The sequence below is a fragment of the Ruegeria sp. ANG10 genome (genome assembly GCF_040705255.1).
GTDB lineage: Bacteria > Pseudomonadota > Alphaproteobacteria > Rhodobacterales > Rhodobacteraceae > Ruegeria.
The window spans coordinates 35,933-62,126 of the sequence record NZ_JBFCVU010000003.1 but is presented as its reverse complement, the minus strand read 5'-3'; the positions used below and the strand labels follow the sequence as shown (position 1 = coordinate 62,126).

General features: G+C 57.0%; 28 protein-coding genes. 20 read left to right on the top strand and 8 right to left on the bottom strand.

All coding sequences use genetic code 11. The annotated features are described in order from the left end of the window. The first annotated feature begins 2 nt into the window (after positions 1-2). From AB1A64_RS07470 to AB1A64_RS07435, 8 genes are all read left to right on the top strand, one after another. Positions 3-812, top strand: a complete 810-nt coding sequence (locus tag AB1A64_RS07470) for an aspartate/glutamate racemase family protein (RefSeq protein ID WP_366550832.1) — start codon at positions 3-5, stop codon at positions 810-812. Between the two features lie 94 nt (positions 813-906). Further along, positions 907-1,935 (top strand): N-acetyl-gamma-glutamyl-phosphate reductase, encoded by a 1,029-nt coding sequence (argC, locus tag AB1A64_RS07465; protein WP_366550831.1) that lies wholly within the window; start codon positions 907-909, stop codon positions 1,933-1,935. Positions 1,936-1,942: 7 nt separating this feature from the next. Then, positions 1,943-2,389 (top strand): cytochrome c maturation protein CcmE, encoded by a 447-nt coding sequence (gene ccmE, locus AB1A64_RS07460; protein ID WP_366550830.1) that lies wholly within the window; start codon positions 1,943-1,945, stop codon positions 2,387-2,389. A gap of 115 nt (positions 2,390-2,504) precedes the next feature. Beyond that, on the top strand, positions 2,505-3,116 hold the full coding sequence (locus tag AB1A64_RS07455) for a holin-associated N-acetylmuramidase (protein ID WP_366550829.1): 612 nt from the start codon (positions 2,505-2,507) through the stop codon (positions 3,114-3,116). After that, the gene (locus AB1A64_RS07450; protein ID WP_366550828.1) at positions 3,107-3,685 is read left to right on the top strand and encodes a holin family protein; all 579 of its coding nucleotides are present in this window, start codon (positions 3,107-3,109) and stop codon (positions 3,683-3,685) included. Before AB1A64_RS07455 ends, AB1A64_RS07450 begins: the two co-directional genes overlap by 10 nt. A 74-nt stretch (positions 3,686-3,759) precedes the next feature. Next, positions 3,760-5,724, top strand: coding sequence for a heme lyase CcmF/NrfE family subunit (locus AB1A64_RS07445; protein WP_366550827.1), 1,965 nt, complete (start codon positions 3,760-3,762; stop codon positions 5,722-5,724). Continuing rightward, a complete protein-coding gene (locus tag AB1A64_RS07440) occupies positions 5,721-6,176 on the top strand; it encodes a cytochrome c-type biogenesis protein (RefSeq protein ID WP_366550826.1) in 456 nt (151 codons plus the stop codon). Before AB1A64_RS07445 ends, AB1A64_RS07440 begins: the two co-directional genes overlap by 4 nt. A 72-nt stretch (positions 6,177-6,248) precedes the next feature. Continuing rightward, entirely contained in the window at positions 6,249-7,025 is a 777-nt protein-coding gene (locus tag AB1A64_RS07435; protein ID WP_366550825.1) for an enoyl-CoA hydratase-related protein, read from the top strand. 5 nt (positions 7,026-7,030) lie between these two features. Here the strand turns inward: AB1A64_RS07435 and bmt are convergent, their stop codons facing one another. Together bmt and AB1A64_RS07425 are read right to left on the bottom strand one after the other, a co-directional pair. After that, complete coding sequence (gene bmt / locus AB1A64_RS07430; RefSeq protein WP_366550824.1) at positions 7,031-8,047, bottom strand: betaine--homocysteine S-methyltransferase; 1,017 nt, start codon at positions 8,045-8,047, stop codon at positions 7,031-7,033. 122 nt (positions 8,048-8,169) lie between these two features. Beyond that, positions 8,170-8,487: a DUF1476 domain-containing protein gene (locus AB1A64_RS07425; RefSeq protein ID WP_170393940.1), complete on the bottom strand. Its 318-nt coding sequence runs from the start codon at positions 8,485-8,487 to the stop codon at positions 8,170-8,172. Positions 8,488-8,674: 187 nt separating this feature from the next. Here AB1A64_RS07425 and purC point away from each other — a divergent pair, with 187 nt between their 5' ends. From purC to AB1A64_RS07390, 7 genes are all read left to right on the top strand, one after another. Then, entirely contained in the window at positions 8,675-9,430 is a 756-nt protein-coding gene (gene purC / locus AB1A64_RS07420; protein WP_366550823.1) for a phosphoribosylaminoimidazolesuccinocarboxamide synthase, read from the top strand. 134 nt (positions 9,431-9,564) lie between these two features. After that, positions 9,565-10,227: a MarC family protein gene (locus tag AB1A64_RS07415; protein WP_366550822.1), complete on the top strand. Its 663-nt coding sequence runs from the start codon at positions 9,565-9,567 to the stop codon at positions 10,225-10,227. A gap of 117 nt (positions 10,228-10,344) precedes the next feature. Then, entirely contained in the window at positions 10,345-10,575 is a 231-nt protein-coding gene (gene purS / locus AB1A64_RS07410) for a phosphoribosylformylglycinamidine synthase subunit PurS (protein WP_170348612.1), read from the top strand. Positions 10,576-10,598: 23 nt separating this feature from the next. Next, positions 10,599-11,267, top strand: a complete 669-nt coding sequence (gene purQ / locus AB1A64_RS07405; RefSeq protein ID WP_366550821.1) for a phosphoribosylformylglycinamidine synthase subunit PurQ — start codon at positions 10,599-10,601, stop codon at positions 11,265-11,267. A 36-nt stretch (positions 11,268-11,303) separates the two neighbouring features. Then, positions 11,304-13,082 (top strand): ATP-binding protein, encoded by a 1,779-nt coding sequence (locus AB1A64_RS07400; protein ID WP_366550820.1) that lies wholly within the window; start codon positions 11,304-11,306, stop codon positions 13,080-13,082. Between the two features lie 13 nt (positions 13,083-13,095). After that, entirely contained in the window at positions 13,096-14,430 is a 1,335-nt protein-coding gene (locus tag AB1A64_RS07395; RefSeq protein WP_170358340.1) for a sigma-54 dependent transcriptional regulator, read from the top strand. 513 nt (positions 14,431-14,943) lie between these two features. Next, positions 14,944-17,760, top strand: a complete 2,817-nt coding sequence (locus AB1A64_RS07390; protein ID WP_366550819.1) for an Rne/Rng family ribonuclease — start codon at positions 14,944-14,946, stop codon at positions 17,758-17,760. Positions 17,761-17,815: 55 nt separating this feature from the next. Here the strand turns inward: AB1A64_RS07390 and AB1A64_RS07385 are convergent, their stop codons facing one another. Next, the gene (locus AB1A64_RS07385) at positions 17,816-18,049 is read right to left on the bottom strand and encodes a sulfurtransferase TusA family protein (RefSeq protein WP_366550818.1); all 234 of its coding nucleotides are present in this window, start codon (positions 18,047-18,049) and stop codon (positions 17,816-17,818) included. Between the two features lie 105 nt (positions 18,050-18,154). Here AB1A64_RS07385 and AB1A64_RS07380 point away from each other — a divergent pair, with 105 nt between their 5' ends. From AB1A64_RS07380 to AB1A64_RS07365, 4 genes are all read left to right on the top strand, one after another. Next, positions 18,155-18,907 carry a cytochrome c biogenesis protein CcdA gene (locus AB1A64_RS07380; RefSeq protein WP_170348618.1) on the top strand — a complete coding sequence of 251 codons (753 nt, stop codon included), beginning with the start codon at positions 18,155-18,157 and terminating at the stop codon, positions 18,905-18,907. Positions 18,908-18,962: 55 nt separating this feature from the next. Further along, positions 18,963-20,177 carry a hypothetical protein gene (locus AB1A64_RS07375; RefSeq protein ID WP_366550817.1) on the top strand — a complete coding sequence of 405 codons (1,215 nt, stop codon included), beginning with the start codon at positions 18,963-18,965 and terminating at the stop codon, positions 20,175-20,177. After that, entirely contained in the window at positions 20,174-21,523 is a 1,350-nt protein-coding gene (locus AB1A64_RS07370) for a cytochrome P450 (RefSeq protein ID WP_366550816.1), read from the top strand. Before AB1A64_RS07375 ends, AB1A64_RS07370 begins: the two co-directional genes overlap by 4 nt. Positions 21,524-21,596: 73 nt before the next feature. After that, a complete protein-coding gene (locus AB1A64_RS07365; RefSeq protein WP_366550815.1) occupies positions 21,597-22,478 on the top strand; it encodes a fructose bisphosphate aldolase in 882 nt (293 codons plus the stop codon). A gap of 6 nt (positions 22,479-22,484) precedes the next feature. Here the strand turns inward: AB1A64_RS07365 and AB1A64_RS07360 are convergent, their stop codons facing one another. Genes AB1A64_RS07360 through fumC form a run of 4 tightly spaced genes read right to left on the bottom strand, consistent with a single transcriptional unit; the run spans position 22,485 to position 24,935 of the window. Then, the gene (locus AB1A64_RS07360) at positions 22,485-23,087 is read right to left on the bottom strand and encodes a DNA-3-methyladenine glycosylase I (protein ID WP_366550814.1); all 603 of its coding nucleotides are present in this window, start codon (positions 23,085-23,087) and stop codon (positions 22,485-22,487) included. Between the two features lie 59 nt (positions 23,088-23,146). Beyond that, complete coding sequence (locus tag AB1A64_RS07355) at positions 23,147-23,368, bottom strand: ribbon-helix-helix domain-containing protein (protein ID WP_366550813.1); 222 nt, start codon at positions 23,366-23,368, stop codon at positions 23,147-23,149. Then, on the bottom strand, positions 23,365-23,541 hold the full coding sequence (locus AB1A64_RS07350) for a DUF4169 family protein (protein ID WP_366550812.1): 177 nt from the start codon (positions 23,539-23,541) through the stop codon (positions 23,365-23,367). The genes AB1A64_RS07355 and AB1A64_RS07350 overlap by 4 nt, the downstream gene beginning before the upstream one ends. Beyond that, a complete protein-coding gene (fumC, locus tag AB1A64_RS07345) occupies positions 23,541-24,935 on the bottom strand; it encodes a class II fumarate hydratase (protein WP_366550811.1) in 1,395 nt (464 codons plus the stop codon). The genes AB1A64_RS07350 and fumC overlap by 1 nt, the downstream gene beginning before the upstream one ends. A 27-nt stretch (positions 24,936-24,962) precedes the next feature. Between fumC and AB1A64_RS07340 the strand changes: the two genes are divergently transcribed. Then, on the top strand, positions 24,963-25,694 hold the full coding sequence (locus AB1A64_RS07340) for a hypothetical protein (protein ID WP_366550810.1): 732 nt from the start codon (positions 24,963-24,965) through the stop codon (positions 25,692-25,694). Between the two features lie 12 nt (positions 25,695-25,706). Here AB1A64_RS07340 and AB1A64_RS07335 read toward each other — a convergent pair whose 3' ends face one another. Continuing rightward, positions 25,707-26,165 (bottom strand): ClpXP protease specificity-enhancing factor SspB, encoded by a 459-nt coding sequence (locus tag AB1A64_RS07335; protein ID WP_170375216.1) that lies wholly within the window; start codon positions 26,163-26,165, stop codon positions 25,707-25,709. Positions 26,166-26,194 lie beyond the last annotated feature (29 nt).

The following is a 26,194-nucleotide window of genomic DNA, read 5'->3' as shown; positions in this document are numbered from 1 at the left end:
TAATGGCAGTAGGCATTTTTGATTCTGGTTTGGGCGGTTTAACCGTTCTTGACGCCGCGCAGAAACGTCTGCCGGACGTGGATTTCCTGTATTATGCGGACAGTGCGCATGCGCCATATGGCGTGCGGGACGCCGAGAATATCTATGATCTGACACGGCACGCTGTTTACGACCTGTGGGACCGTGGCTGTGATCTGGTGATTCTGGCCTGTAACACCGCCAGCGCCGCCGCGCTGCGTCGGATGCAGGAAGAGGGTGTGCCTGCCGGCAAGCGTGTTCTAGGCGTCTTTGTGCCCTTGATCGAGGCATTGACCGAACGGCAGTGGGGCGACAACAGCCCTCCGCGTGAGGTCGCCGTAAAGCACGTTGCTTTGTTTGCCACGCCCGCAACGGTGTCCAGTCGTGCCTTCCAGCGAGAACTGGCGTTCCGAGCCATCGGCGTTGACGTCGAGGCGCAAGCCTGTGGCGGCGTGGTCGATGCCATCGAAGACGGCGACATGATCTTGGCCGAGGCACTTGTACGCAGCCATGTGGATGCGCTGAAACGGAAAATGCCTGAACCACAGGCAGCCATTCTGGGCTGTACACATTACCCATTGATGGCGGAAACCTTTCAGGCCGCTTTGGGCCCGGATGTTCAGGTATACAGTCAAGGCGCCTTGGTTGCTGAAAGCCTTGGGGATTACCTTAATCGCCACCCGAACATGCAGGGTGAGGGAAAGGGCGGTTTCTTGACGACTGGAAGGCCGGATTTTGTCAGCGACCGGGCGACGCAGTTCCTCCGACGACAAATTTCGTTCGAGGCCGCCTGACTTAGGTCAAGGACGCTGCTGCGCACTTTCCTTTATTCGAAGACCGTCACATCGGCGGTCGTGATATGTGACACACTGGAACAAGAGGTCTGACATGACCCATAAAATCGCAATTTTGGGCGCATCCGGCTATACCGGCGCCGAACTGGTGCGGCTGATCGCCGAGCACCCGAATATGGAAATTACCGCCCTGGCCGCCGAGCGGAAAGCAGGCAAGTCAATGGCCCAGGTCTTTCCGCATCTGCGCCACATGGATTTGCCAGACCTGTGCAAAATCTCTGAGATCGACTTTTCGCAGATCGATCTGTGTTTTTGCGCCTTGCCGCACAAGACAAGCCAAGAGGTCATTCGTGACCTGCCCAAAAACCTCAAGATCGTTGATCTGTCCGCGGATTTCCGTCTGCGTGACCCGGATGAATACAAAAAGTGGTACGGAAACTCGCACGCCGCGCTGCAACAGCAGGAAGAAGCGGTCTACGGCCTGACCGAGTTCTATCGGGATGACATCCGCAACGCACGGTTGGTAGCGGGAACCGGGTGTAATGCAGCGACGGGTCAGTATGTGCTGCGTCCGTTGATTTCTGCAGGTGTTATCGATTTGGATGATATCGTGCTGGATCTGAAATGCGCCGTTTCGGGCGCGGGCCGGTCGCTGAAGGAAAATCTGCTGCATGCGGAACTCAGCGAAGGCTACAATGCGTATGCCGTTGGCGGTACGCACCGGCATCTAGGTGAGTTCGATCAGGAATTCTCGGCACTGGCGGGGCGTAGGGTGCATGTGCAGTTCACGCCGCACCTGATCCCCGCCAACCGGGGAATTCTTGCGACGACTTACGTCAAAGGGGACCCGGCAAGTGTGTATGAGACACTTGCCAAAGCCTATGAAGATGAACCCTTTATTCAGATGTTGCCGTTCGACGAAACGCCTTCAACCCACCATGTGCGCGGTTCGAACTTCTGCCATATCGGTGTTGTCGGCGACCGGATCGAACGCCGCGCCATCGTGATTGGCGCATTGGATAACCTGACAAAAGGTAGCAGTGGCCAAGCCTTGCAGAATGCCAACCTGATGTTAGGTGAGAATGAAACCCGGGGGCTGATGATGGCCCCGCTATTCCCGTGAGGACGGTATGAAAACGCTCAAGAAACGTCGTCGAGTACAAGTCATTCTTTTGGCCGTCGTGGCTTTGGCTTTGGCGACGGGGTTGATTGGGTTTGCGATGCGTGATGGTATCAACTTTTTCCGCTCACCCAGTCAGGTGATTGCTGAGCCCCCGAAACCGACCGAAGTGTTTCGTATCGGTGGCCTGGTCGAGGAAGGCTCGATCATTCGCGGGCAGGGCGAGACGGTGCGTTTTGTCGTGACCGATGGTGGCGAAAGCGTACCGGTGGCATTTACCGGTGTGCTGCCTGATTTGTTTTCGGAAAACCAGGGCATGGTAGGTACGGGTTCCTACGTTAATGGCGTGTTTGAAGCTACTGAAATACTTGCAAAACACGACGAAACATACATGCCGAAAGAGGTGGTGGATGCCTTGAAAGAGCAAGGTGTTTACAAAGAGGCTGGTGAAAGCTGATCTACCTTAGCTAACAAGCAAGAATTGATGGGCGTTGCGCATGCAGCGCCCTTTTTCATTGCGCCTAATTAACCGGTTTGCCTCAGCGTTTGGTCACCGACAGGCGGAGGGTGCAATGCAGACGGTGCGACAGATTGCAACTGAGATCGTGGCGCGAGAAGGTGGCTTCGTGGAAGATTCGGACGATCCCGGCGGCGCGACGAAATACGGGGTGACCATTCACACGATGCGGCGTCTCGGGCTTGATCTTTCAGGTGACGGGATAATCAACCGCATCGATGTTCGGATGCTCAGCAAATCTCAGGCCGTTGATATTTTCGTACAGCACTATTTTGAGCAGCCGCGGCTAGACCTTTTGCCACAAGAATTGCGGGCTTCGGTTTTTGACATGTATGTCAACGCTGGCAGTCACGCGGTCAAAATCCTGCAACGTCTGCTGCGTGATATGGGGTTTGAAATCGTGGTTGACGGGGAAATTGGGTCCAAAACCGCGCAGGCCTGCCGGGATGCGGCTGATCCGGAACCGGTTGTACTCAGGGATGCGTATGGCGTGGCCCGGCGAAACTACTATTTCCGTCTTGCAGATCACCGGCCTGCGTCACGCAAATATGCCCGCACACGGGCAGGTCGCAAGGGCGGCTGGATTCGCCGGGCCGAGGAATTTGTTTCGCCGACTTACCACCTAAGTGACGCAGAGTTTCAAACGAGGGTTTCAGGATGGGTTTGATCTCGGACGTGTTGACGTTTCTGTTTGGTGGTGGCCGCAATGTCGTGCGGGAAACTGCTGAGGTATTTAGGGAAAATACTGAAAACGGGGCAGAGCGTGGTCTGGCTTTGCAACAGCAGGCGATGGTTCAGTTCGGCGGTGAATTTGAGGCCCCGAATAAGGGCGCGTTTGATCGGTTCATGGATGGGCTCAACCGTCTGCCGCGCCCGGCAATGGCACTTGGTACTTTGGGTTTGTTTGTCGCGGCGATGGTCGATCCGCTGTGGTTTGCAGCCCGAATGCAGGGGATTGCCCTGGTACCGGAACCCCTGTGGTGGCTGCTGGGGGTGATTGTGTCCTTCTATTTCGGCGCGCGTCATCAGGCCAAAGTGCAGGATCTGCAGCGAGAGATCACTGCCACGATGCAACGCACGCCTCAGGTTCTGGAAAACCTGCAGGCTCTGAAGGCAATGCGCAGCGACGCTGTCGGCGCAGCAAATCCTGGAACGGACGCCGCCTTGGCGGAAAAGGCAGGTCGTCCGGACGCGAACCCGGCGCTTGAGGATTGGCGGCGCAAACGCATGGCCTGACCCGCGACACTATGTTCGCCCCTAAGGGGCGAAAGTGATTGGTGATTGCCTCGGAACAGGAATATACCCGGGCCATGATTACCGAACTTGGCCACTTTGCCCTGATCCTCGCATTTCTGGTTGCCATCGTGCAATCGGTGGTTCCACTGATAGGCGCTGCGAAACGCTGGCCCAGCTGGATGAACTTCGCTGAACCGGCGGCGATCATTCAATTTACGATGGTTGCCTTTTCGTTCGGGGCGTTGGTTTGGGCCTTTGTGACGTCCGATTTCTCGCTGAGGATCGTAGTCGAAAACAGCCACTCGGCGAAACCAATGCTGTACAAGATCAGCGGAACCTGGGGTAACCACGAAGGCTCGATGCTGTTGTGGGTTCTTATCGTGTCCTTGTTTGGCGCGATGGCTGCGTTTTTTGGGGGCGGTTTGCCGCCGACGTTGAAGGCGCGGGTGTTGGCGGTGCAAGGGGCAATTGGGGTCGCGTTTTTCGCGTTTATCCTATTCACCTCGAACCCGTTTGACCGGCTGATCGTGGCCCCCTTTGACGGGCGCGATCTGAACCCGCTGTTGCAAGACCCCGGTTTGGCCTTCCATCCGCCGTTTTTGTACCTTGGTTATGTGGGGTTGAGCATGGCGTTCAGCTTTGCCGTTGCCGCCCTGATCGAAGGGCGCGTAGATGCCGCGTGGGGTCGCTGGGTGCGACCGTGGACATTGGCGGCTTGGGTGTTTCTGACCATCGGCATCGCGCTGGGGTCCTGGTGGGCCTATTATGAGCTTGGCTGGGGCGGGTTCTGGTTCTGGGATCCGGTCGAAAATGCGTCGTTCATGCCATGGCTGCTGGCCGCTGCGCTGTTGCATTCGGCCATCGTCGTGGAAAAACGCGAGTCGTTGAAAAGCTGGACGATCTTGCTGGCGATCATTGCCTTTGGCTTCTCTTTGATCGGTACTTTCATTGTGCGTTCGGGTCTGCTGACCTCGGTCCATGCGTTTGCCAATGACCCAGAACGTGGCGTGTTCATCCTGATTATCCTCGTGATTTTCATCGGCGGCGCGCTGACCCTGTTTGCCGCGCGGGCCCAGGCGATGGAGGCCAAGGGTGTCTTTGGTATGGTCAGCCGTGAAAGCGCGCTGATACTGAACAATATCCTGCTTGCGGTCAGCTGTTTCGTCGTATTCGTCGGAACAATGTGGCCGATGGTGGCTGAGATGGCCTTTGATCGCAAACTCTCGGTCGGGGCGCCGTTTTTCAATTCCGCCTTTACGCCCTTCATGGTGGCGTTAGGGATCGCCTTGCCTGTGGGCGCGATGTTGCCCTGGAAACGCGGCAAACTTGGCAAAACTGCCTATTCGCTGCGGTATGCCTTTGTTCTGGCTGTTGCACTGTCATTGCTGGTCTGGGCAATGCAAACAGGGCGCAGTGCGCTGGGTCCGGTTGGCCTGTTCCTGGGCGCTTGGATCACCTTCGGCGCGGCAGTTGATTTGTGGAGCCGTACGGGCCGCAATGGCAATCTGAAACGTCTTTTCCGCTTGCCGGGTGCCGATTGGGGCAAGGCCGTGGCTCATACAGGTATGGGCGTGACCATGTTCGCCATCGCCGGACTAACCGCGTGGGAGGTTGAGGACATTCGCGTTGCACAACCCGGTCAACCGTTCGAGGTGGGACAGTTTACTCTGACCTTGGAAGGCGTCCGGCTTGTTGAAGGGCCAAACTATTTTTCGACCACTGCTGACGTTCGGATCGAAAAGAATGGACGGCCTATGGGCACGCTGCATCCTGAAAAGCGCGATTACCCAGTGGCACGGATGCCCACGACCGAAGCTGCAATTGATTACCGGTTCCTGGGGGATCTCTACGTGGTTATCGGCGATCAGCAGGCGGATGGAGGCTGGGTCATGCGGACCTACATCAAGCCGCTGGCCAACTGGATCTGGGGTGGATGTATCCTGATGGCTCTGGGCGGCTTGATCAGCCTGTCGGACCGCCGGTTCCGTGTGGCGGCAGGTGCGCGCAAGACCCCAACAGGCGGGGTACCTGCGGAATGAAACGTCTGATCCTGATCCTGTCCCTCATCGCGTCGCCCTTGTTTGCCGTACAGCCGGACGAAGTGCTGGACGACCCGGCGCTGGAACAGCGGGCGCGCGACCTCAGCACCGGTCTGCGCTGTCTGGTTTGCCGCAATGAAAGCATCGATGAAAGCAACGCCGAACTGGCCCGCGACCTGCGCTTGTTGTTGCGCGAGCGTTTGGTGGCCGGGGACACGGATGACGAGGCAATCGCTTTCATCGTCGACCGTTACGGCGAATATGTCCTGCTGAAACCAACCACTTCGGGATCGAATCTGATGCTGTGGCTTGCGGGCCCGATCATGTTGTTGATCGCAGCCGTCATGGGGTGGAGCTTTCTGCGCAAACGGTCTCAGGTGCAGGTCGCAGGCGAAAAGGATACGCTCAGCGACGCTGAAAAAGAGCGTTTGCGCCAGATTCTTGAAGACTGACCCCGCGTTCATCTTTTCCTTCCCCTCCATTTCGGTCAGGGTTCCGAAAAGTTTGGAATTGGGGGAAGGTTCATGGAATACGAAACAATCCTGTTGGACATCACAGACGATTTGGCGGTTGTCACCCTAAACCGGCCCGACAAGATGAACGCGATGACAGCGCAGATGCGGGCCGAAGTCACTCATGCAATGAAATATGCCGCGCGCCATGCAAGGGCAAACGTTCTGACCGGAGCGGGGAGCGCCTTTTGTTCAGGACAGGATCTGGGGGATGCGTCCAGCACCGGCAAGGTCGATTTAGAACGCACGCTGCGCGATGAATATGAACCCATGCTGGAAACCATTTACGACTGCCCAGTGCCCACCATTGCAGCTGTGAACGGACCGGCAGCCGGGGCAGGGGCGAACCTTGCGCTGTGTGCTGATGTGGTGATCGCTACCGAAAGCGCATACTTCCTGCAGGCGTTCGCCCGGATCGGGTTGTTGCCGGATGCGGGCGGTACATGGTTCATGCCGCGTCAGATGGGGTTCGCCAAAGCGATGGGAGCCGCCTTGTTCGCGGACAAGATCAGCGCACGACAGGCTGATGAATGGGGTCTGATCTGGGAGGCTGTTCCTGACGCCGAATTCGACGCCCATTGGCGCAAACGTGCAGCCTATCTGGCAAATGGTCCCACAGCCGGGTTTGGCGCGATCAAACAGGCCATCCGCAGCACTTATGAAAACACCCTGCCACAGCAATTGGCGTCAGAGGCGCATTTGCAGGGGGAATGCGGGCGCAGCCGTGACTTTGCCGAAGGTGTCGTGGCCTTCATGGAAAAACGCCCCCCGAAATTCGAGGGGCGCTAAAGCGCTCAGGCGCGACGGCGGCGGCGCGTGCGTCGCTCGGGCGCGGCGGCATCGTCGCCGGTACCATCCGAGGCCGAAGTAAACGGCCCCAGGGCATCGGTGATCTGATCCAGTGTTGGGCGCGAACCGCGCGGTTTTGTGTCCAACGCTTCGCGCATCTTGCGCAGGTGATCGGGCATGGTGCCGCAGCAACCGCCGATGATTGTGGCCCCGGCATCCCGCGCCATGGCGGCGTATTCACCCATCAGTTCGGGCGTGCCGTCATAGTGGATGTGACCGTCCACGTATTTCGGGATACCGGCATTTCCTTTCGAGATCACGGGACGCTCGGTGCCTTGTGCTGCAAAGCCCAGAACAGTGCGCAGGATATCAGACGCGCCGGTGCCGCAGTTGGCCCCAAATGCAATCGGCGGGTTAGGCAGGGTTTCGACCAACTGCGCCAGATCGGCCGAAGTGACACCCATCATGGTGCGCCCTGCGGTGTCAAAGCTCATGGTGCCGCACCAGGGTATATCGGCCAAGGCGAACGCCTCAGCGGCAGCGCGGAATTCTTCAGGGGCGCTTATGGTTTCCAGCCACACAACATCGGCACCACCAGCCTTAAGCGCATCGGCCTGTTCATGGAACATTTCGACGGCGTCGGCATGGGTCAGGCTGCCAACGGGCACCAGAATCTCGCCGGTTGGGCCAACCGATCCGGCCACAACGATCGGGCGTCCGGCTTTGTCTGCAACCTCACGTCCCAACTCGGCACCGATTCGGTTCAACTCGGCCACGCGGTTTTGCGCGTCGTGCAGCTTTAGACGGGCTGAAGTGCCCCCAAAAGTGTTGGTCAGGAAAAGATCACTGCCCGCATCCACCGAGCTTTGATACAGCGCGCGGATCTTGTCCGGCGCATCCACGTTCCACAACTCGGGCGCATCACCCGATTGCAAACCCATGTTGAACAGGTTGGTCCCAGTTGCACCGTCTGCCAAAATGGCATCTTTGGTCTTGAGAAGTTCGATCAATGCATTTGTCATTGGGGTTATCCGGAAAAAGGCGCAATTGGCCTGATAATAACAGAGGCGCCCCGTGTCTCACGACCGGGACGCCAAATCAAATTCATAAATCTCATGAAGATCATGAGGTGGGGCTAAAGCCCTTAGTCAGTCTCGCTAAGAATCTGCGACTTGGCTTCGGGCAGAAGCTCGGCCATCTTGGCGCGAATTTCATCGTCCGAGGACAACGTCCCCAAATCGCCCGAAACCTTGCGCACGACGTCTTCGTGACCAGCTTCTTCAAAATCGGATTTTACGACGGCTTTGGCGTATTCTTCCGCTTCGTCACCGGTTTTGCCCAGCTTTTCCGCGGCCCATAGACCAAGCAGTTTGTTGCAGCGGGCCTGTGCCTTGAACTGCATCTCTTCATCATGCGCAAACTTGGCTTCAAATGCGTATTCGCGTTCGTCAAACGTCGTCATAGGTTGGGGACCTCTTCGAGTAACATATCGTTGATGTTGATATGACCATACAGAACGCCGCGTGCAAGGGATTTGCGTTGTATCAAAGTCTTTCTTGTGTGCGAACTTGCGGGAAAGGGGGGCTTGCACTATGAGGACGCCAACGTGAGGGGACTCATTCCCTCTTACCAGACTGGAAGGGTCGCTTATGGCGCGTCGCAAGAAAATCTACGAAGGTAAAGCAAAGATTCTGTATGAAGGCCCAGAGCCGGGCACCATCGTGCAATATTTCAAGGATGATGCCACCGCGTTCAATGCCGAGAAAAAGGACGTGATCGACGGTAAGGGCGTGCTGAATAACCGCCTGAGCGAGTTCTTCATGAACGGCCTGACCCAGATTGGCGTGCCGACCCACTTTATCCGCCGCCTGAACATGCGCGAACAGTTGGTGCGCAGCTGCGAAATCGTGCCGCTGGAAGTGATCGTGCGCAACTATGCCGCTGGGACGATGTCGAAACGTCTGGGCATCGCCGAGGGCACGCAGTTGCCGCGCCCGATTGTAGAGTATTGCTATAAGGATGATGCACTGGGTGATCCTCTGGTGACCGAGGAACACATTGCCGCCTTTGGTTGGGCCAGCCAGCAGGATATGGAAGATATCCTTAGCCTGGCACTGCGCGTGAATGATTTCCTGAGCGGTGTGATGCTGGCTGTGGGCATCCGTCTGGTTGATTTCAAGATCGAGATCGGCCGCGTTTATGACGGCGACTATCAGCGTCTGATTATCGCGGACGAGATCAGCCCGGATAGCTGCCGCCTGTGGGATATCGAGACCGGTCAGAAACTGGACAAGGATGTGTTCCGCCGCGATCTGGGCAATCTGACCGATGCCTATTCCGAAGTCGCACGACGTCTTGGTGTTCTGCCAAAAACCAACGTGACGAAACCCACGCTGATCAACTAAGCCGGTTTTCGGTGTCGAATTCTGTCAAAAGCGCCGTTTGCTAAGACGGCGCTTTTTTCTTTTGCTCTGGTGGTTTGACAGACGGTCCGCACCTTCGCATTGTCGGGGCGGATACAATTAAGGATGGTCCCGACATGGCCGAATTGTTCGATCAGGCGGTTTTTCTGAAATTCCTCGCGGCATTGCTGGCGATCTTCAATCCACTTTACGGCATCCCGATCTTTCTGAGCATGACCGAAGGTTACTCGGGCCCCGAACGCAAGCGCGTGGCATTGGTCGTAACCGGAACAGTGGTTGTCGTGGCCCTGATCGCGGTATTGGTCGGCGAAGAGATTTTGGCGGTCTTCGGCATCGACATCCCGTCCTTCCGCATTGCCGGTGGGCTGATCATTCTGGGGGTTGGCATGTCAATGTTGAACGCATCGGACCCGCCAAAAGGTGATCAAAGGGCGGTAGAAGAGGGTGCAAGGAAGAAAAGCAACATTGCCGTCGTGCCGTTGGCAATACCGCTGACCATCGGACCGGGGACGATTGCTACAACAATCGTGTTTGCTCATACACTTTCGGATGGGGCCGAGATCGTGACATTGGGCTCAGCCGTACTGATCGCCTGCGCCATCGTCGGGCTGGGGTTGCTGTTCGCCGACCCAATCTCGCGGTTTTTTGGGCCAACCATGATCAACGTGATCACCCGCGTTATGGCAATTATTCTTGTGGCTGTGGCGGTTGAGATGGTGCTGACCGGAACGTTTAACGCCATTGATGCGCGTTACCCCGGGTTAACCGGCAGTGGCTGAGCGTCACACCTGCGGCAAACTGTGTGCGGACAAGGGTTGTCGAACGCGGTTTGTCGGGTTATCCCCCCGCGCAACGGAACGGGCCCGGAACCATGGCCCTCAGCTGGAGTTGCAGGAATGAAAGCACGGGTGCATGTGATGCTCAAGAACGGGGTCCTTGACCCGCAGGGTGAAGCAGTGCGGCACGCATTGGGCGCCATGGGCTTCGATCAGGTTGAAGGTGTGCGACAAGGCAAGGTGATCGACCTAGAGCTGGCTGCAGGCGCGACCGAGGCCGACATCACCGAGATGTGCGAAAAGCTGTTGGCCAACACGGTCATCGAACGCTACGAAATCGAACTGGTCTGACCCTTTACCCCGGAGGCCCCGCCATGCGCGCTGCTGTTATCGTATTCCCTGGGTCCAATTGTGACCGGGACCTTGCCGTCGCTTTTGAACAGGCGGGGTTTCAGGTCGACATGGTCTGGCACAAGGATGCCGCGCTGCCGGAGGGCATCGACATCGTGGGCGTTCCCGGCGGGTTTTCCTATGGTGACTATTTGCGTTGCGGCGCGATTGCCGCGCAATCACCGATCTGCAAGGCGGTTGTCGAACATGCCAACCGTGGTGGCTATGCCGTGGGTGTCTGTAATGGCTTCCAGATTCTGACAGAGACTGGCGTTCTGCCGGGTGCGCTGCTGCGCAATGCGGGTCTGAAATACATCTGCAAAACCGTCGGTCTGAAGGTGGAAACCAGCGACAGCGCCTTTACCCAAGGTTACAACGCCGGTGATGTGATCGGTATTCCGATTGCACACCATGACGGCAATTATTTCGCGGATGACACCACTCTGGCTGCGTTGCGGGATCAGGATCGGATCGCATTCACCTATACCGAGAATCCAAACGGTTCGGTCGGCGATATTGCCGGTATCCTGTCGGAAAACCGCCGGGTGCTGGGTATGATGCCACACCCTGAACGGGCGGCGGATGACGGTCACGGCGGCACTGACGGAACGGCATTGTTCCGCGCATTGTCGGGGGTCCTCGCACCTGCGTGACTTGAGGTTGCGATCAAGCCCGCGTAATTTCCCGGGATGAGTTCTGATGTTCGCTCTGGCTGGTCCATTCTGACAAAACCTTTTCGCGGCGCGCCCCTTGGGTGGCGCCTGCGTTTGGCTGTCATTACCCTGCTGGTGGTGGCTGTTGCGACGATCTGGATCACGAACCGGCTGCTGACGGACAGATTTACCGAGTCCACCCGAAATCGGGCCGAGCTGCGTCTGGCCCTGTATTCCGGGAACCTGCTGAGCGAACTGCGCAGAAATGCGATTGTGCCGCAGCTGCTTTCGCGGGACCCCACGCTGATTTCGGCGCTTCAGTCCAGCGATTATTCTTTGTCGACCCAGCGCCTGATCTCATTTGTGGAAGAAATTGGTGCTGCCTCGCTGATGTTGTTGGATGGGGACGGGCGCTCTGTCGCCTCCACTGACCGCAACCGTTTGGGTGAGGCACACAGGAGTTTGCCTTATTTCATTGATGCTGTGCGCTCGAACGCCACGATCTTTACGGTAATCCCGAAGGAATCCGGCGGCTATAGCTTTGTCTATTCGCGCCGTATGGAGGCCAACGCCGAAATCCTTGGCGTCATTGTGGTTGAGGTCGATCTGCACAAGTTCGAACTGGCCTGGGCGGGGATTTCGGACGCGGTGATGGTGGCGGACAGTACAGGTACGATCATCTTGTCGACCGAACCACAGTGGCGCGGTTTGCAAGAGGGCGAGGCGATGCTGCGCCAACCGCCCGAAGGGGCCATCCAGCGTGCAATCCGGGCCACGACCGATTGGACCGCTTTGCCGCCCGATGCCTATCTGCAGGGTGAGGCCGTGATGCGCATGGAGACGCGCATACCATTCCGCGGTTGGCAAATGACGTCATTCACCACTTATGCCTCGATCCGGGAAAAGGTGAACAGCGTTCTGGCGCTCGAAATCATGGGATTCGCGATTCTGCTGGCGCTGGCCTTTTACGCGCTGAGCCGCCGGGCGACGTTGCGGATGGCGTTGTTCCAGCGCGAGTCGGCAGAGCTTCGCGCATTGAACATGCGGCTACAGCGGGAAATTGCTGAGCGTGAACGAGTTGAAAAGACACTGGAAGTTGCCGAGCAAACGCTGGCGCAAAGTTCGAAACTTGCAGCCTTGGGTGAGATGTCGGCCGCTGTCAGCCACGAGCTGAATCAACCGCTGGCTGCAATGAAGACCTATCTGGCAGGCGCGCGTCTGTTGCTGCGCAGAAACCGCCCCGAAGAGGCGCTGGCCAGCTTTGGTCGCATCGATGGTCTGATTGAACGGATGGGGGCGATCACCCGACAGCTTAAATCCTATGCGCGCAAGGGCGCGGATGCGTTTTCGCCCGTAAACCTTGGCGAAGCGCTGGCTTCCAGCCTTTCGATGATGGAGCCGCAGCTGCGACAGCGGCACGTAAAAATAACGCAGATCCTGCCCGAAGAACCCGTTATAGTGATGGGGGACCGGATGCGGATCGAACAAGTGATGGTGAACCTCTTGCGCAATGCGTTGGACGCCACCAAATCTGTATCAGAGCCGGATGTTGAAATTATCCTGGCAGCTGGTGACATGGCGGTGCTGACCGTCCGCGACAATGGTCACGGGATCGAGAATATCGAGAATCTGTTCGAGCCCTTCTACACCACCAAGCAGCCCGGCGATGGGGTCGGTTTGGGGCTTGCCATCTCGTCGGGTATCGTGAACGACCATGGGGGACGGTTGACTGCGCGCAACGGCCAGCACGGCGGCGCGGTGTTTGAGATGCAATTGCCGATACTAGGAAGCGACGGCCTGGAGGCCGCTGAATAACAAAGGAATGACTATGGCACAGGCCATGAAAATCGCCATTGTGGACGACGAACAGGACATGCGCCAGTCGATCAGCCAATGGCTGGCACTGTCGGGATATGACACTGAAACGTTCTCGAGCGCCGAAGACGCGCTGAAGGTATTGGGGCCGGAATATCCGGGCATTGTGATCTCGGACATCAAGATGCCGGGAATGGATGGCATTCAACTGCTGAAAAAGCTGATGGGGGCCGACAGCACGTTGCCGGTCATCATGATCACCGGTCACGGCGATGTTCCGATGGCGGTCGAGGCGATGCGTGTGGGCGCGTTCGACTTTCTTGAAAAGCCCTTCAACCCGGATCGCATGTCGGAACTGGCGAAACGCGCCAGCAATGCTCGCCGTCTGACATTGGACAACCGGGCCTTGCGGCGCGAGCTGTCCGGCGGCACTCAGATCATGAACAAGCTGATCGGGGCCAGCCCGGTGATGGAACGCCTGCGAGAGGATATCCTGGATTTGGGGCAGGCGGACGGCCATGTTCTGATCGACGGTGAGACCGGCACGGGTAAAACCCTGGTTGCGCATGCTCTGCATGCTGTTGGCAGCCGGGCGGGCAAGAAATTCGTTCTGGTTTCGTGCGCAGCGCTTGAGGAAGAGGCGCTGTCGAAACGTCTATTTGGTCCGATGATGCCCGAAGACGCGCAACTGCCCGCGATTGAAGAGGCGCGCGGTGGTACGTTGGTGCTGGAGGATGTCGAGGCGCTCAGTGACACGCTGCAGGCCCGACTGCTGAGCGTCATGAACGATCAGGGCACACCGGCCGAGACCAGGATCGTGGCAATTTCGAACCTGCAAGAGGCAGGTAAGACAAGCGAAGATGTACTGCGTCCGGACCTGTTTTATCGCTTGGCGGCGTTGCGGATCACCATGCCGCCCTTGCGCCAGCGCGGCGAAGATATCCTGACGCTGTTCACCCGTCTGAGTGAGCAATTTGCAGAAGAATATGGCTGTGATGCCCCGCAGGTCAGTGCGCAGGAGGCCGCGCAGTTGCTGCAGGCCCCGTGGCCGGGCAATGTGCGTCAGCTGATCAACATCGCCGAACGCGCCGTGCTGCAATCTCGCCGGGGTTCCGGGACGATTGCCTCGTTGCTGATGTCGGATCACGAAGAAATGCAGCCGGTTATGACGACTGAGGGCAAGCCGCTGAAGGAATATGTCGAGGCGTTCGAACGGATGCTGATCGACAACACGATGCGCCGTCACAAGGGCTCGATTGCGTCCGTGATGGAAGAGCTATGCCTGCCGCGACGGACGCTGAACGAGAAAATGGCCAAATACAGCCTGCAGCGTTCGGATTACCTGTAAACACCAGGGAGGGGGCCAGCCCCCTCTCTTAGCCCTTTGGGCCAATTCACTCCCCCGAGGTATTTTTGGCCAGATGAAGCGATCCTGGCCCGTGTTCAGAGTGAACCGTGCAGTTTGCCCATTGTCTTTTCCACAGGACTACCTTTATGGTGGCGGAACGGGCCGGGCCTTTTTGCGCTCTTAAACCCCAAGCTTTGAGTTTCGCTGCTCTGCCGCGGATGGTGATGATCCCCACGAGGCAAAGCAGACCGATTATGCCCTTAACCGGGCAGTTGAACGCCTGAGCCCGCCTGAGCGGGCGAAAGGAAAAAATGGGCAGGACGCGGCATTCCGCGCCTGTCGGAGAAGAACCGCGATGACGCGCGCGCAACGATCGAGTGTACGGGCAGGGGGCCACAGCGCCAGACCCTGCCGCGCGCCGTCCGATATCGCCCTGACAAGACACCACCCCAAAAGCGCCTGTCCCCCCGGACGGGTAAGGACAACGCGTTTGGCGCGGTGCATCAAGGACACATGGCTAAGAAAATGCTTATCGATGCCACCCACGCGGAAGAAACCCGCGTTGTGGTGGTCGACGGAAACAAGGTCGAGGAGTTCGATTTTGAGTCCGAAAACAAACGTCAGCTTGCTGGCAATATCTATCTAGCAAAAGTTACGCGAGTAGAACCGTCCCTTCAGGCGGCCTTTGTGGATTACGGCGGGAACCGGCATGGGTTCCTCGCGTTCTCGGAAATTCACCCGGATTACTATCAGATTCCGGTCGCCGACCGCGAAGCGCTGATGGAAGAAGAGCGCGCCTATGCCGAGGCGATGAAGGCGCGGGACGAGGCTGAAGAAGCCAAGCCCAAAAAGCGGCGGTCCCGGTCGCGGACCAAAGCGGCGGATGTGAAATCCGACGACGCAGTCGAATCCATCGAGGTTTCGTCTGAGCCAACGGGCATGGAAACGATTGATCTGGATGAGGGCGAAGAAGGGGCTGATCTGTCGGTACCTGAAGGTACCTCTCCGATGGATCATGTCGCTGACACGCCGGTTGAGGAACCCAGCGATGACGCAGAAGCCTCGGATGAAGTTGAGGCACCTGCCGCTGAGGCAGAAGAGCCCGCGACCGCGGAGGAACCTGCTGCCGAGGCTGAAGAAGCCGCCACGGAAGAGGTATCTGCGGAGTCTGTAGAAGAAACTGCAGACGTTGAGGCGAAAGATACCTCTCCCGAAGGGGAGGCTGAAGTAGAAAGCGCTGCGGACGAAAACGCAGAAGACGCTTCTGTTGCTGAAGACACCAAAACCGACGCTGAAGACGAAGGCGAGACCGAAGAACAGCCTCGCTCGGACGCATCCGCCAAGGATGACAGCATTGAATCAGTGGCTGATGAGGATGACAGTGAGGACATTCGTCCGCCGCGCAAGCCACGTCCGCGCCGGTACAAGATCCAAGAAGTGATCAAAGTGCGCCAGGTTCTACTGGTGCAAGTCGTCAAGGAAGAGCGTGGCAACAAGGGTGCTGCGCTGACCACATACCTGTCGCTGGCGGGTCGCTATTGCGTTCTGATGCCCAACACCGCGCGTGGCGGTGGCATCAGCCGCAAGATCACCAACGCCCCGGATCGCAAGAAACTGAAGGAAATCGCGGCTGAGATTGATGTGCCAACTGGAGCCGGTCTGATCATTCGGACTGCGGGGGCCAAGCGCACCAAGTCCGAAATCAAGCGCGACTATGAGTATCTGCAACGCATGTGGGAGCAGATCCGCGAGCTGACGCTGAAGTCCATCGCGCCTGCCAAGATCTATGAAGAGGGCGACCTGATCAAACGGTCGATCCGCGATCTCTATAACCGCGAGATTGACGAGGTTCTGGTCGAGGGCGAAGGCGGTTACCGCATCGCCAAGGACTTCATGAAAATGATCATGCCGTCCCACGCCAAGAACGTGAAACAATACCAAGATGCGCTGCCTCTGTTTGCACGCTATCAGGTCGAAAGCTATCTGACGGGTATGTTCAACCCGACGGTACAGCTGAAGTCCGGCGGATATATCGTGATCGGTGTGACCGAAGCGCTGGTGGCGATCGACGTGAACTCAGGCCGAGCGACCAAGGAAGGCTCGATCGAGGAAACCGCGCTTAAGACCAACCTTGAGGCCGCTGAAGAAGTGGCGCGCCAGTTGCGTCTACGCGATTTGGCTGGCCTGATTGTCATCGACTTTATCGACATGGACGAGCGTAAGAACAACTCGGCCGTTGAAAAGCGTCTGAAAGACAAGCTCAAGACAGACCGCGCGCGTATTCAGGTCGGTCGGATATCCGGCTTTGGCCTGATGGAGATGAGCCGGCAGCGTCTGCGCCCCGGCATGCTGGAGGCGACAACACAGCCGTGCCCGTCTTGTCATGGCACTGGGTTGATCCGCTCGGACGACAATATGGCTTTGACCATTCTGCGTCAGATCGAAGAGGAGGGCACTCGCCGCCGCTCGCGCGAGGTATTGGTGCGCTGCCCGGTCAGCATTTCCAATTTCCTGATGAACCAAAAGCGGGAACATATTGCGCAGATCGAAGCGCGTTATGGTCTGTCGGTTCGTATCGAAGGCGACGTGCATCTGGTCAGTCCCGATTTCTCGATGGAGAAGTTCAAGACCGCCAGCCGCATCGTGCCCGAGGCGACAGCGCCGGTTGTATCCGTGGACGCAACGCTGATGGATCTGGTGGATGCGGACGAGGACGAAACCGGCGAAGAAGAAGCACCGGTTCAGGCAGAAGAAGAGACCAAGCCCAAGCGCAAACGCCGCCGCCGTCGTCGCAAGAAAAGCAACGGTTCGGGGGATACACCTGAAACTAGTGCCGAAGACGGTGAGATGGCGGCCGAAGCAACGAAAGAAGCACCTGCTGAAGCCGAAGCTGAGGAACCCGCAGCGGAAGAAAAGGCTGAAAAACCGAAACGTCGCCGTGCGCCGCGCCGCAGTAAGAAGGACGTAGAAGCGGTTGAAGTGGCTGAAGAAAGCGCCTCGGAATCTGAAGATGCACCTGTTGAAAAGACCGAAGAAACAGCCGCTGAGAAGGCCGAGGAACCTGCGCCGGAACAAGCCGTTGAACAGCTTGAAGCTGCTGAGGTCGTGACCGAACCGGTTTCAGCGGAAGCCGATGCGCCGGCAGCGGATGAGGTGACCGAGACAGAAGTGGTTACCGAGACAGTCCAGATTGCTGAGGTCGAAGTGGCGACGGAAGAGCCGGTCGCAGAGACGCCTGAGCCTGTTCTGGAAGTTGTTTCCGAAGAGCCTGAGCAACCCAGCGAACCGCCCAAACCGAAACGGCGCGGTTGGTGGTCCTTGGGGCAATAAACAAGAAAGGCGGGCTTTGAGCCCGCCTTTTTCTTGAACCGGGTGTGTTTCCACCTCAGCCCGATTTTTGTATCAGGTAGATCTGATGTCCGTCCGCATCCTCTTGTGACACCAGCTGGTGCCCGCTTTCGGCGCAAAAATGCGGAACATCGATGATGGCGGCAGGATCATCGGCCAACACGCGCAAAATCGCCCCCGAGGGCATAGATTTAAGGCGTTTTCTGGCTTTCAGGACGGGCAATGGGCACAAAAGACCCAGCGCATCCAGCGTTTCAGTGGGGCTAGACATAATGTGCAGATATTTCCAAGTTGACGCAGTGTCCAGCGTCCAAGCACGGGGATGTGACCGAATGGCCCCGTGACGTGGCGGGGTTGATACCATATGTGCTGATTTATGTTCGGAATTGATATCATAGACGCGGGCCTACTGCCCGCCATGTTCATCGCGATGCTGGGCGGGCTAATCAGCTTCCTGTCGCCGTGCGTGCTGCCCATCGTGCCGCCTTATCTGGCGTATATGAGCGGTGTGACCATCAACGAGATGCAGGACGAAGCGCGTGCGCGGCGTAAGGCGACGATGTCTGCGCTGTTCTTTGTGCTGGGTCTGTCCACGGTTTTCTTGCTGTTGGGGTTCACAGCTTCGGCCTTTGGGGTGTTCGTGCTGCAGAATCAGGTGCTCTTCGCCAAACTCTCCGGCGCGGTGGTCATTGTCTTTGGTCTACATTTTCTGAACGTTTTCCGCATTCCGTTTCTGGACCGTGAGGCGCGCATTGAGACGGGAGATTCCGGGGGCTCGGTCTTTGGTGCCTATATCCTGGGTCTGGCCTTTGCGTTCGGCTGGACTCCTTGCATCGGGCCGCAACTGGGTGCGATCCTGTCGCTGGCAGCGTCCGAGTCCTCGGTGGCGCGGGGTACGTTGTTGCTGGGTGTTTATGCGGCAGGTCTGGGTATTCCGTTCCTGCTGGCCGCGATGTTCCTGAACCGGTCAATGTCGGTGATGAACCGGATCAAGCCTTATATGGGTACGATAGAAAAGGTCATGGGGGGTCTGCTGCTGTTCGTCGGCATCATGCTGATCACTGGCCTGTTCACCGAGTTCAGCTGGTGGTTGCTGGAAACCTTCCCCGCACTCGCCAATTTCGGATGATCTGACTTACCTTGGCGGCAAGGCTGCGTTAACCTGCGCCGCAGAAGGTAAGGCCATGAGCAGTCACACAAATCAGCCTCAGGTAAGACGGCGTCGGGTTTTCTACATACCCGGCTATGATCCGATTCACCCTCGGCGGTACCGAGAACTGTATCGCAAGGAAGGTCGGAAGCAGGCGGAAATTTCAGGCTATGAGATCTCACTGTCGCCCAAATCAGGTGACGGGCCGTACGGCTGGCATGTCCGGTCGCATCAGGATGGCATCGATGTCGAGGCGGATATCGAGGTTTTGGTCTGGTCGGACATCGTCCGCGACAGCATGTCGAATTCGATCCCCGCGACCTACTTTCAGCTTGTGCGAACAGCCTGGATTTACATTGGATCAGGGGCATTATGGCGCCTTATGCGCTTGCGCAAAGGACCAGTGATCGCTGCGCTTTATCCTGTCGGCATGCTGATTGCGCAATTGGCCCTGTCGCTAGGCGTGCTGTGGATATCTGCGGCGTTGCTATGGTCTGTTGCTGGGTGGGTGGCCTTTGTGCCGGCAATAGCTGCCGCTTATGCTTTGCTGCTTTGGTTTCGCAAGATCGATAACCGTTTGTTTGCTTACTACCTGATGCATGACTATGCCTATTCGGCTGCGTTGAATGGCGCCACGCCACCTGAATTAAAGTCGCGTCTGACCGAATTTACCAAGCAAATTCAGCGCGCACTTGAAACGGATGTGGATGAGGTGCTGGTCGTCGGTCATTCATCGGGTGCGCATCTGGGGGTGATGGTACTGGCTGATCTAATCCGTTCGCAAAACCTTCCCAGTGACGGCCCGATCCTGTCCTTTCTGAGCCTTGGGCAGGTGGTGCCCATGGTCTCATTCTTGCCGGACGCCAGGGATTTGCGCACCGATCTGCAATTTCTGTCGACCCGAAGTGAACTCACCTGGATTGACGTGTCTGCCCCGGGGGATGGGTGTGCCTTTGCCCTATGCGACCCGGTGGGCGTCAGTGGTGTTGCCCCCGATCAAAAACGTTGGCCGCTGGTGCTGTCTGCGGCCTTTACACAGACCCTGTCGCCAGAACGTTGGCAAGAGCTGCGCTGGCGGTTTTTTCGGCTGCATTTTCAGTATCTCTGCGCGTTTGATCGCCCCGGCGTCTATGACTATTTTCGCATTACGGCAGGGTCGCTGTCCTTGGCGCAAAGGTTTCAAGGGCGTGATCCGTCAAAATCGCGCATCGACCAGCCGGTTTCGAAATACAGATCGGTTCTTCCGTGAAGCCGCCCAAACCAACATCCCGCCCGGATAAGGTTTCTCTGTGGCGCTATCTGAAACTGTTCCGCAAGGACCTGTTATCGGCCCAGCCACAGCGCCTGTACCGGGCTTGGATGGCCGAGTTCCGAACGCCGTTCTTTCGGTCTTACATGATCAACCAGCCCGAGCTTGTAGAAACGGTCCTTAAACAGCGCCCCGACGATTTCCCGAAATCCGGCCGCATCAGCGAGGGGTTGCGACCGCTATTGGGCGACTCGGTCTTTCTGACCAATGGTGAGATCTGGAAACGGCAGCGCCGTATCATCGACCCGGCCTTTGAAGGCGGGCGGTTGAAAGACACGTTCCCAGCTATGCTGGAATCCGCGCAAGCCTGTGTCACGCGGTTGAAAGGGCAGGCGGGGCAGGTGATTGAATGCGAGGAGCTAACGAGCCACGCCGCGGCGGACGTGATTTTCCGAACGCTGTTCTCAGTTCCGATTGAACATGAAGTAGCCGCGCAGGTGTTCGAAAAATTCCGGGCCTATCAGCGGCAACAACCTTTGTTGAACTTGGCGGCCTTTATTCCGGTACCACGGTGGGTGCCCCGGTTGCATGCGCGCAATACACGCAGAAGCGCACAAGATATCCGGGCTTTGATTTCGCGTCTAACGGCTGAGCGCGCCGATCTGATCGCAACGGGTCAAGCGCCGGAGGACTTGGCAACCAAGATCATGACCACACCTGATCCGGAAACCGGTCATTGTTTCGACACGCAAGAGATGGTGGATCAGGTCGCCATCTTTTTCTTGGCTGGGCATGAAACCAGTGCATCAGCGCTGGCCTGGACGCTGTATTTGATGGCGCTTTACCCCGAATGGCAGGAAAAACTATGCGCTGAGGCGGATATTTTGAATGATCCCAGCTTTAGCGCAGTGTCCAGATTGAAGCTCAGCCGCGATGTATTTCGCGAGGCGTTGCGCCTGTACCCTCCGGTCCCGATGATGGTGCGCGAGGCGAAGTGCCCCGAACAATTCCGGGGGCGGGACATTCCCAAGGGCGCGCAGATCGTAATCAGCCCCTGGCACCTGCATCGGCAAGAGCGTTTGTGGGATCGACCCGATGATTTCGATCCTACTCGATGGTCTACTGAAAACGGGAAAATCTGCCAGCGTCACGCATACATCCCGTTTTCCGCCGGCCCTCGCGTGTGTACCGGGGCTGGGTTCGCCATGGTCGAAGGGCCCTTGCTATTGTCGATGTTGTTGCGAAACTATCGGTTCGAACTGGTTGAAGGTCGCACACCAGTGCCAGTGGCGCATCTGACGGTACGGTCCAAAGATGGTATCTGGCTGCGCGTGGTTGAGCGCTAACACGCTACCATCACCCGCCGCCTTGCTGTATGCGGGTGCAAAATGCGGAATCATTGTTAAACGGGAAAGTCTTATGTCCAAAGCAGAACAGCGCGAGCAGATGTCCAACGGCGCGGGTTTCATTGCAGCCCTGGATCAAAGCGGCGGGTCGACGCCCAAGGCGCTGGCACTTTATGGGGTTGATGCCTCGGACTATAGCTCGGACGAGGAAATGTTCGGAGAGATCCAGAAGATGCGTGCGCGGATCATTCTGGCCAACGACTTTACCAAGGACAAGGTGATCGGTGCGATCCTGTTCGAACGCACTCTGGGTGAGGAAATCGACGGCCGCAAAGTTGCCGATTACCTGTGGTCGCAGAAAGGCATCGTGCCGTTCCTGAAAATCGACAAGGGTCTGGAAGATCAGGCAAATGGCGTTCAGATGATGAAACCGATCCCCGGTTTGGCGGAAACGTTGACCAAGGCGGATGGCGTGTTTGGCACCAAGGAACGCTCGGTTATCCACGAGGCCAACGCGCAAGGCATCGCAGCTGTGGTTGCACAGCAATTCGATGTCGCACGCGAGGTTGTTGCCGCGGGTATGGTTCCGATCGTCGAACCCGAAGTAAACATCAACTCTGCCTCCAAGGCCGAGGCCGAGGATATTCTGAAGACCGAAATCCTGAAGAACCTTGATCAATTGGACGAGGGGCAGGACATCATGCTGAAGCTGACGCTGCCCACCAAAGCTAACTTGTTTGACGAAGTAGCCGATCACCCACGCGTTGTTCGCGTCGTGGCCCTGTCTGGCGGTTACTCGACCGAGCAAGCCTGTGATCTGCTGAACCAGAACGGCAAGATGATTGCGTCGTTCTCGCGTGCGTTGACCGAAGGGCTGTCCAAACAGCAATCAGACGCTGAGTTCAATGCAGCTCTGGGCGGCAATATCGACAAGATTTTCCGCGCCTCGGTCTAAGAGACGCTATTCCGGCTTGATGAATTCGCGGCGCATCTGCGCCGCTTTTTCACGCATAGAACACCCAATGGCGTGATCGTTGACCAGCCCCATGGCTTGCATGAAGGCAAACACCGTGGTTGGCCCAACAAACTTCCAGCCCCGTTTCTTCAAATCCTTCGACATTGCAATGGACTCGGCCGACGTTGATGCAGATTGCGGCGTGGGTGGGTTGTCGGCCTCATATCGCCACACATAGGCGGCCAGTGATCCCTCGACGGCAATAAGTTCCTGTACGCGGCGGGCGTTGTTGATCACGGCCTCGATCTTGCCGCGATGACGTATGATGCCTTCGTTCTGTAAGAGACGTTCGATGTCTGCATTAGTAAATGCAGATACAGCGTTGAAATCGAATTGATTAAACGCTTTGCGGAAGTTTTCACGCTTGTTCAGGATTGTGCGCCAGCTGAGACCGGACTGAAAGCTTTCAAGGCATAGTTTTTCGAACAACCGCTGATCGTCCGCGACCGGATAGCCCCATTCCTGATCGTGATACTCAAAGAACTCCGGGGCGGCCTGACACCAGGCGCAACGCGGTTGTCCATCAGGTCCGGTTACAGTCTTGCTCATGAAATGTACCCCTTTTGTTCTCGATCAGGTTACATGCAAAAGAAACAGGCTGACAAGCATCAATCGCGGGTGCGATACCAATTCAGAATATAGACGCGAATGGCCGACGCCAGGCCAATCTCAGGGTCACGTTCGACGTCAATCTCAGTCGCCAAGGCATTGATTGCCATTTCTTTTTCTTTAGAAATGTCGCGAAAGGCCTGCCAGAACTCATCCTCAAGAGACACCGAAGTACGGTGACCTTTCAATGTCAGTGAGCGTTTTACCGGGCGACCGCTCATTCATCCAACTCGTGATTATCCACGTCGCGGCGCTGTTTGTCCTGTTCGAACTTGGCCTCGACCCTTTCGGCCTTGCTGCGCCCGAATTTGACAGCGTTCTGGTCGGCGCGGGCCTTTTTCTCGGCCCGGGCCTTTTCTTTTCTGTACCGGTTCAGATTGACCGGCTTACCCATCAATCTTTCGGGCCGATCATATGTTCGGGGCGGACAACGGCGTCAAAGGTCTCTTCATCCACAAAGCCCAGCGCGATGGCCTCTTCCTTGAGGGTGGTTCCGTTCTTATGCGCGGTTTTGGCAACCTTTGTGGCGTTGTCATAGCCAATCGTCGGGGCCAGAGCGGTCACCAGCATCAGCGATTCCTTCATCAGCTTGTCGATGCGCGGCTCATTAGCCTTGATGCCCAGCAGCATCCGCTCGGTAAAGCTGTCGGTTGCGTCGCCCAGCAGTTGAATCGATTGCAGCAGGTTATAGGACATCATCGGGTTATAGACGTTCAGCTGGAAGTGACCTTGCGAACCGGCAAACTTCATCGCTGCGTCATTGCCCATAACATGCGCGGCCACCTGGGTAAGCGCCTCAGCCTGTGTTGGGTTCACCTTACCAGGCATGATCGACGAACCGGGTTCGTTTTCCGGCAAGATCAACTCACCGAGACCCGAGCGTGGGCCGGAACCCAGCAGACGAATATCGTTAGCGATCTTGTAGCAAGAGCCCGCGATAGTCGCCAATGCGCCCGACAGGAACACCATGGCATCATGGGCTGCAAGCGCCTCAAACTTATTCGGTGCGGTAACGAAGGGCAGGCCGGTGATGTCTGCCATGTTCTTCGCCACAGCCTCATCCCAACCGTTATGGGTGTTCAGACCGGTGCCAACAGCCGTACCACCTTGCGCCAGCTCATAAATTCCGGGCATCGACGCGTGGACACGGGCGATACCCTGGCGGATTTGGTGTGCATAGCCGCCAAATTCCTGTTCCAGCGTCAGCGGCGTGGCATCCTGTGTATGGGTCCGGCCGATCTTGATGATGCCTGCAAATTCTTTTGCTTTGGCCTCCAGCGCCGAGGCAAATTTTTCAAGACCCGGCAATAGCACATCGCGCACGCTCATCGCGGTGGCGATATGCATGGCGGTGGGGAAGGTGTCGTTCGACGATTGACCCATATTGCAGTGATCGTTGGGGTGAACTGGCTCTTTCGAACCGATAACGCCGCCCAGGATTTCGATCGCGCGGTTGGCGATTACCTCGTTCGAGTTCATGTTCGACTGCGTACCCGAACCGGTCTGCCAGACGACCAGAGGGAAATTGTCGTCAAACTTGCCTTCGATCACTTCGCCAGCGGCCTGAATGACGGCGTCCGCAATCTTTGCGTCCAGCTTGCCAATGGCCTTGTTTTCCATCGCACAAGCTTTTTTGATCACGCCCAGCGCGCGAACGATGGCAACGGGCTGCTTTTCCCAACCGATCGGGAAATTCATGATCGATCGCTGCGTTTGGGCACCCCAATACTTGTCAGAAGGAACCTCCAACGGGCCAAAGCTGTCGGATTCGGTGCGGGTCTGAGACATCTGTCACTCCGTAGTGTATACGTTCGCATGCCAATTACCCGCAACAAAGTTGCAGAGCAATCGGCCAGTTGCGCGCACCATAAACTTAAGGGTGCCAGAGGTATAGGTGGAAGGGGCGGTGAAATTTCTTGTGAATCGCATTGTGCGTGCTTACGTGTCCGCTACAATAATAGGATCACCATATTGGAGGCTCCGGTGGGCAAATCGGTTCAGACTTATTCCTTGAAATATATAGTCTTTTCGCTGGGCATCCTGTTGTTGACCGCATTATCCGGCAGTCCGGTCCAAGCGGCGGATATTTCGCCTTTTGTTGGCGATTATGTTGGCTCTGCAAATGTCGTCCATGATGACGGTACTGAAACACCACGCGACATGAGCGTGTCGATTCATGAGATGAAGAACGGGTTCAACATCAGTTGGACCACAACGACCTACAAGGCAGATGGTCGTATCAAAGAACAGAAATTCTCGATTGATTTCAAACAGTCAGACCGGGCAGATGTTTTTTCTGCTGCGATGAAACGCAATGTGTTCGGGCACGAAGTACCGCTTGACCCGATGCAGGGCGAACCTTTTGTCTGGGGTCGAATTCAAGGTGATACCCTGACAGTATTTTCGCTGTTTATCGGCGAAACCGGCGACTACGAGTTGCAGCAATTCGACCGAACTCTGGCAGAGGGTGGTCTGGACCTGTCGTTTTCACGGTTCCGCAATGGGGAAAAGTCCCGTTCGGTCGAGACTTTTCTTAAAAAACAATAGTCTATTGAGCAGTTATTTACGGAAACTATCCAGCGAGACGACCTCAGCGTCTTGTTGATCTGCCTCTTCCTCAACCTCGATTGATTCCTCGACGATGGGGTCGGCTTCTTCCTCGTCATCGGGGCTTTCAAACCGCAAGCCGAATTCGACGGATGGGTCGACGAAGGTTTTGATCGCCGCATAAGGGATGTACAGCGGTTCCGGTGCGTCGCCAAAGTTCAGCGTGATGGCAAAGCCTTCGTCGCCGACCTCTAGATTTTCGAACCAGTGCTGCATGACAATTGTCATCTCTTCAGGGTACCGCTCGCGCAGCCAATCCGCCAGCTCAACGCCATCCTGACGCGTATCAAAGGTGATAAAGAAATGATGCGCCCCAGGCAGGCCATTATCGGCAACGCTGTTCAGAACGGATTTGATGAGCCCGCGCATCGCGGTGTGCATCAAGTTTCCATAATCGATGTCTTGCGACATGTGTCATCCTCAAAAGTGGTTACCCTCAG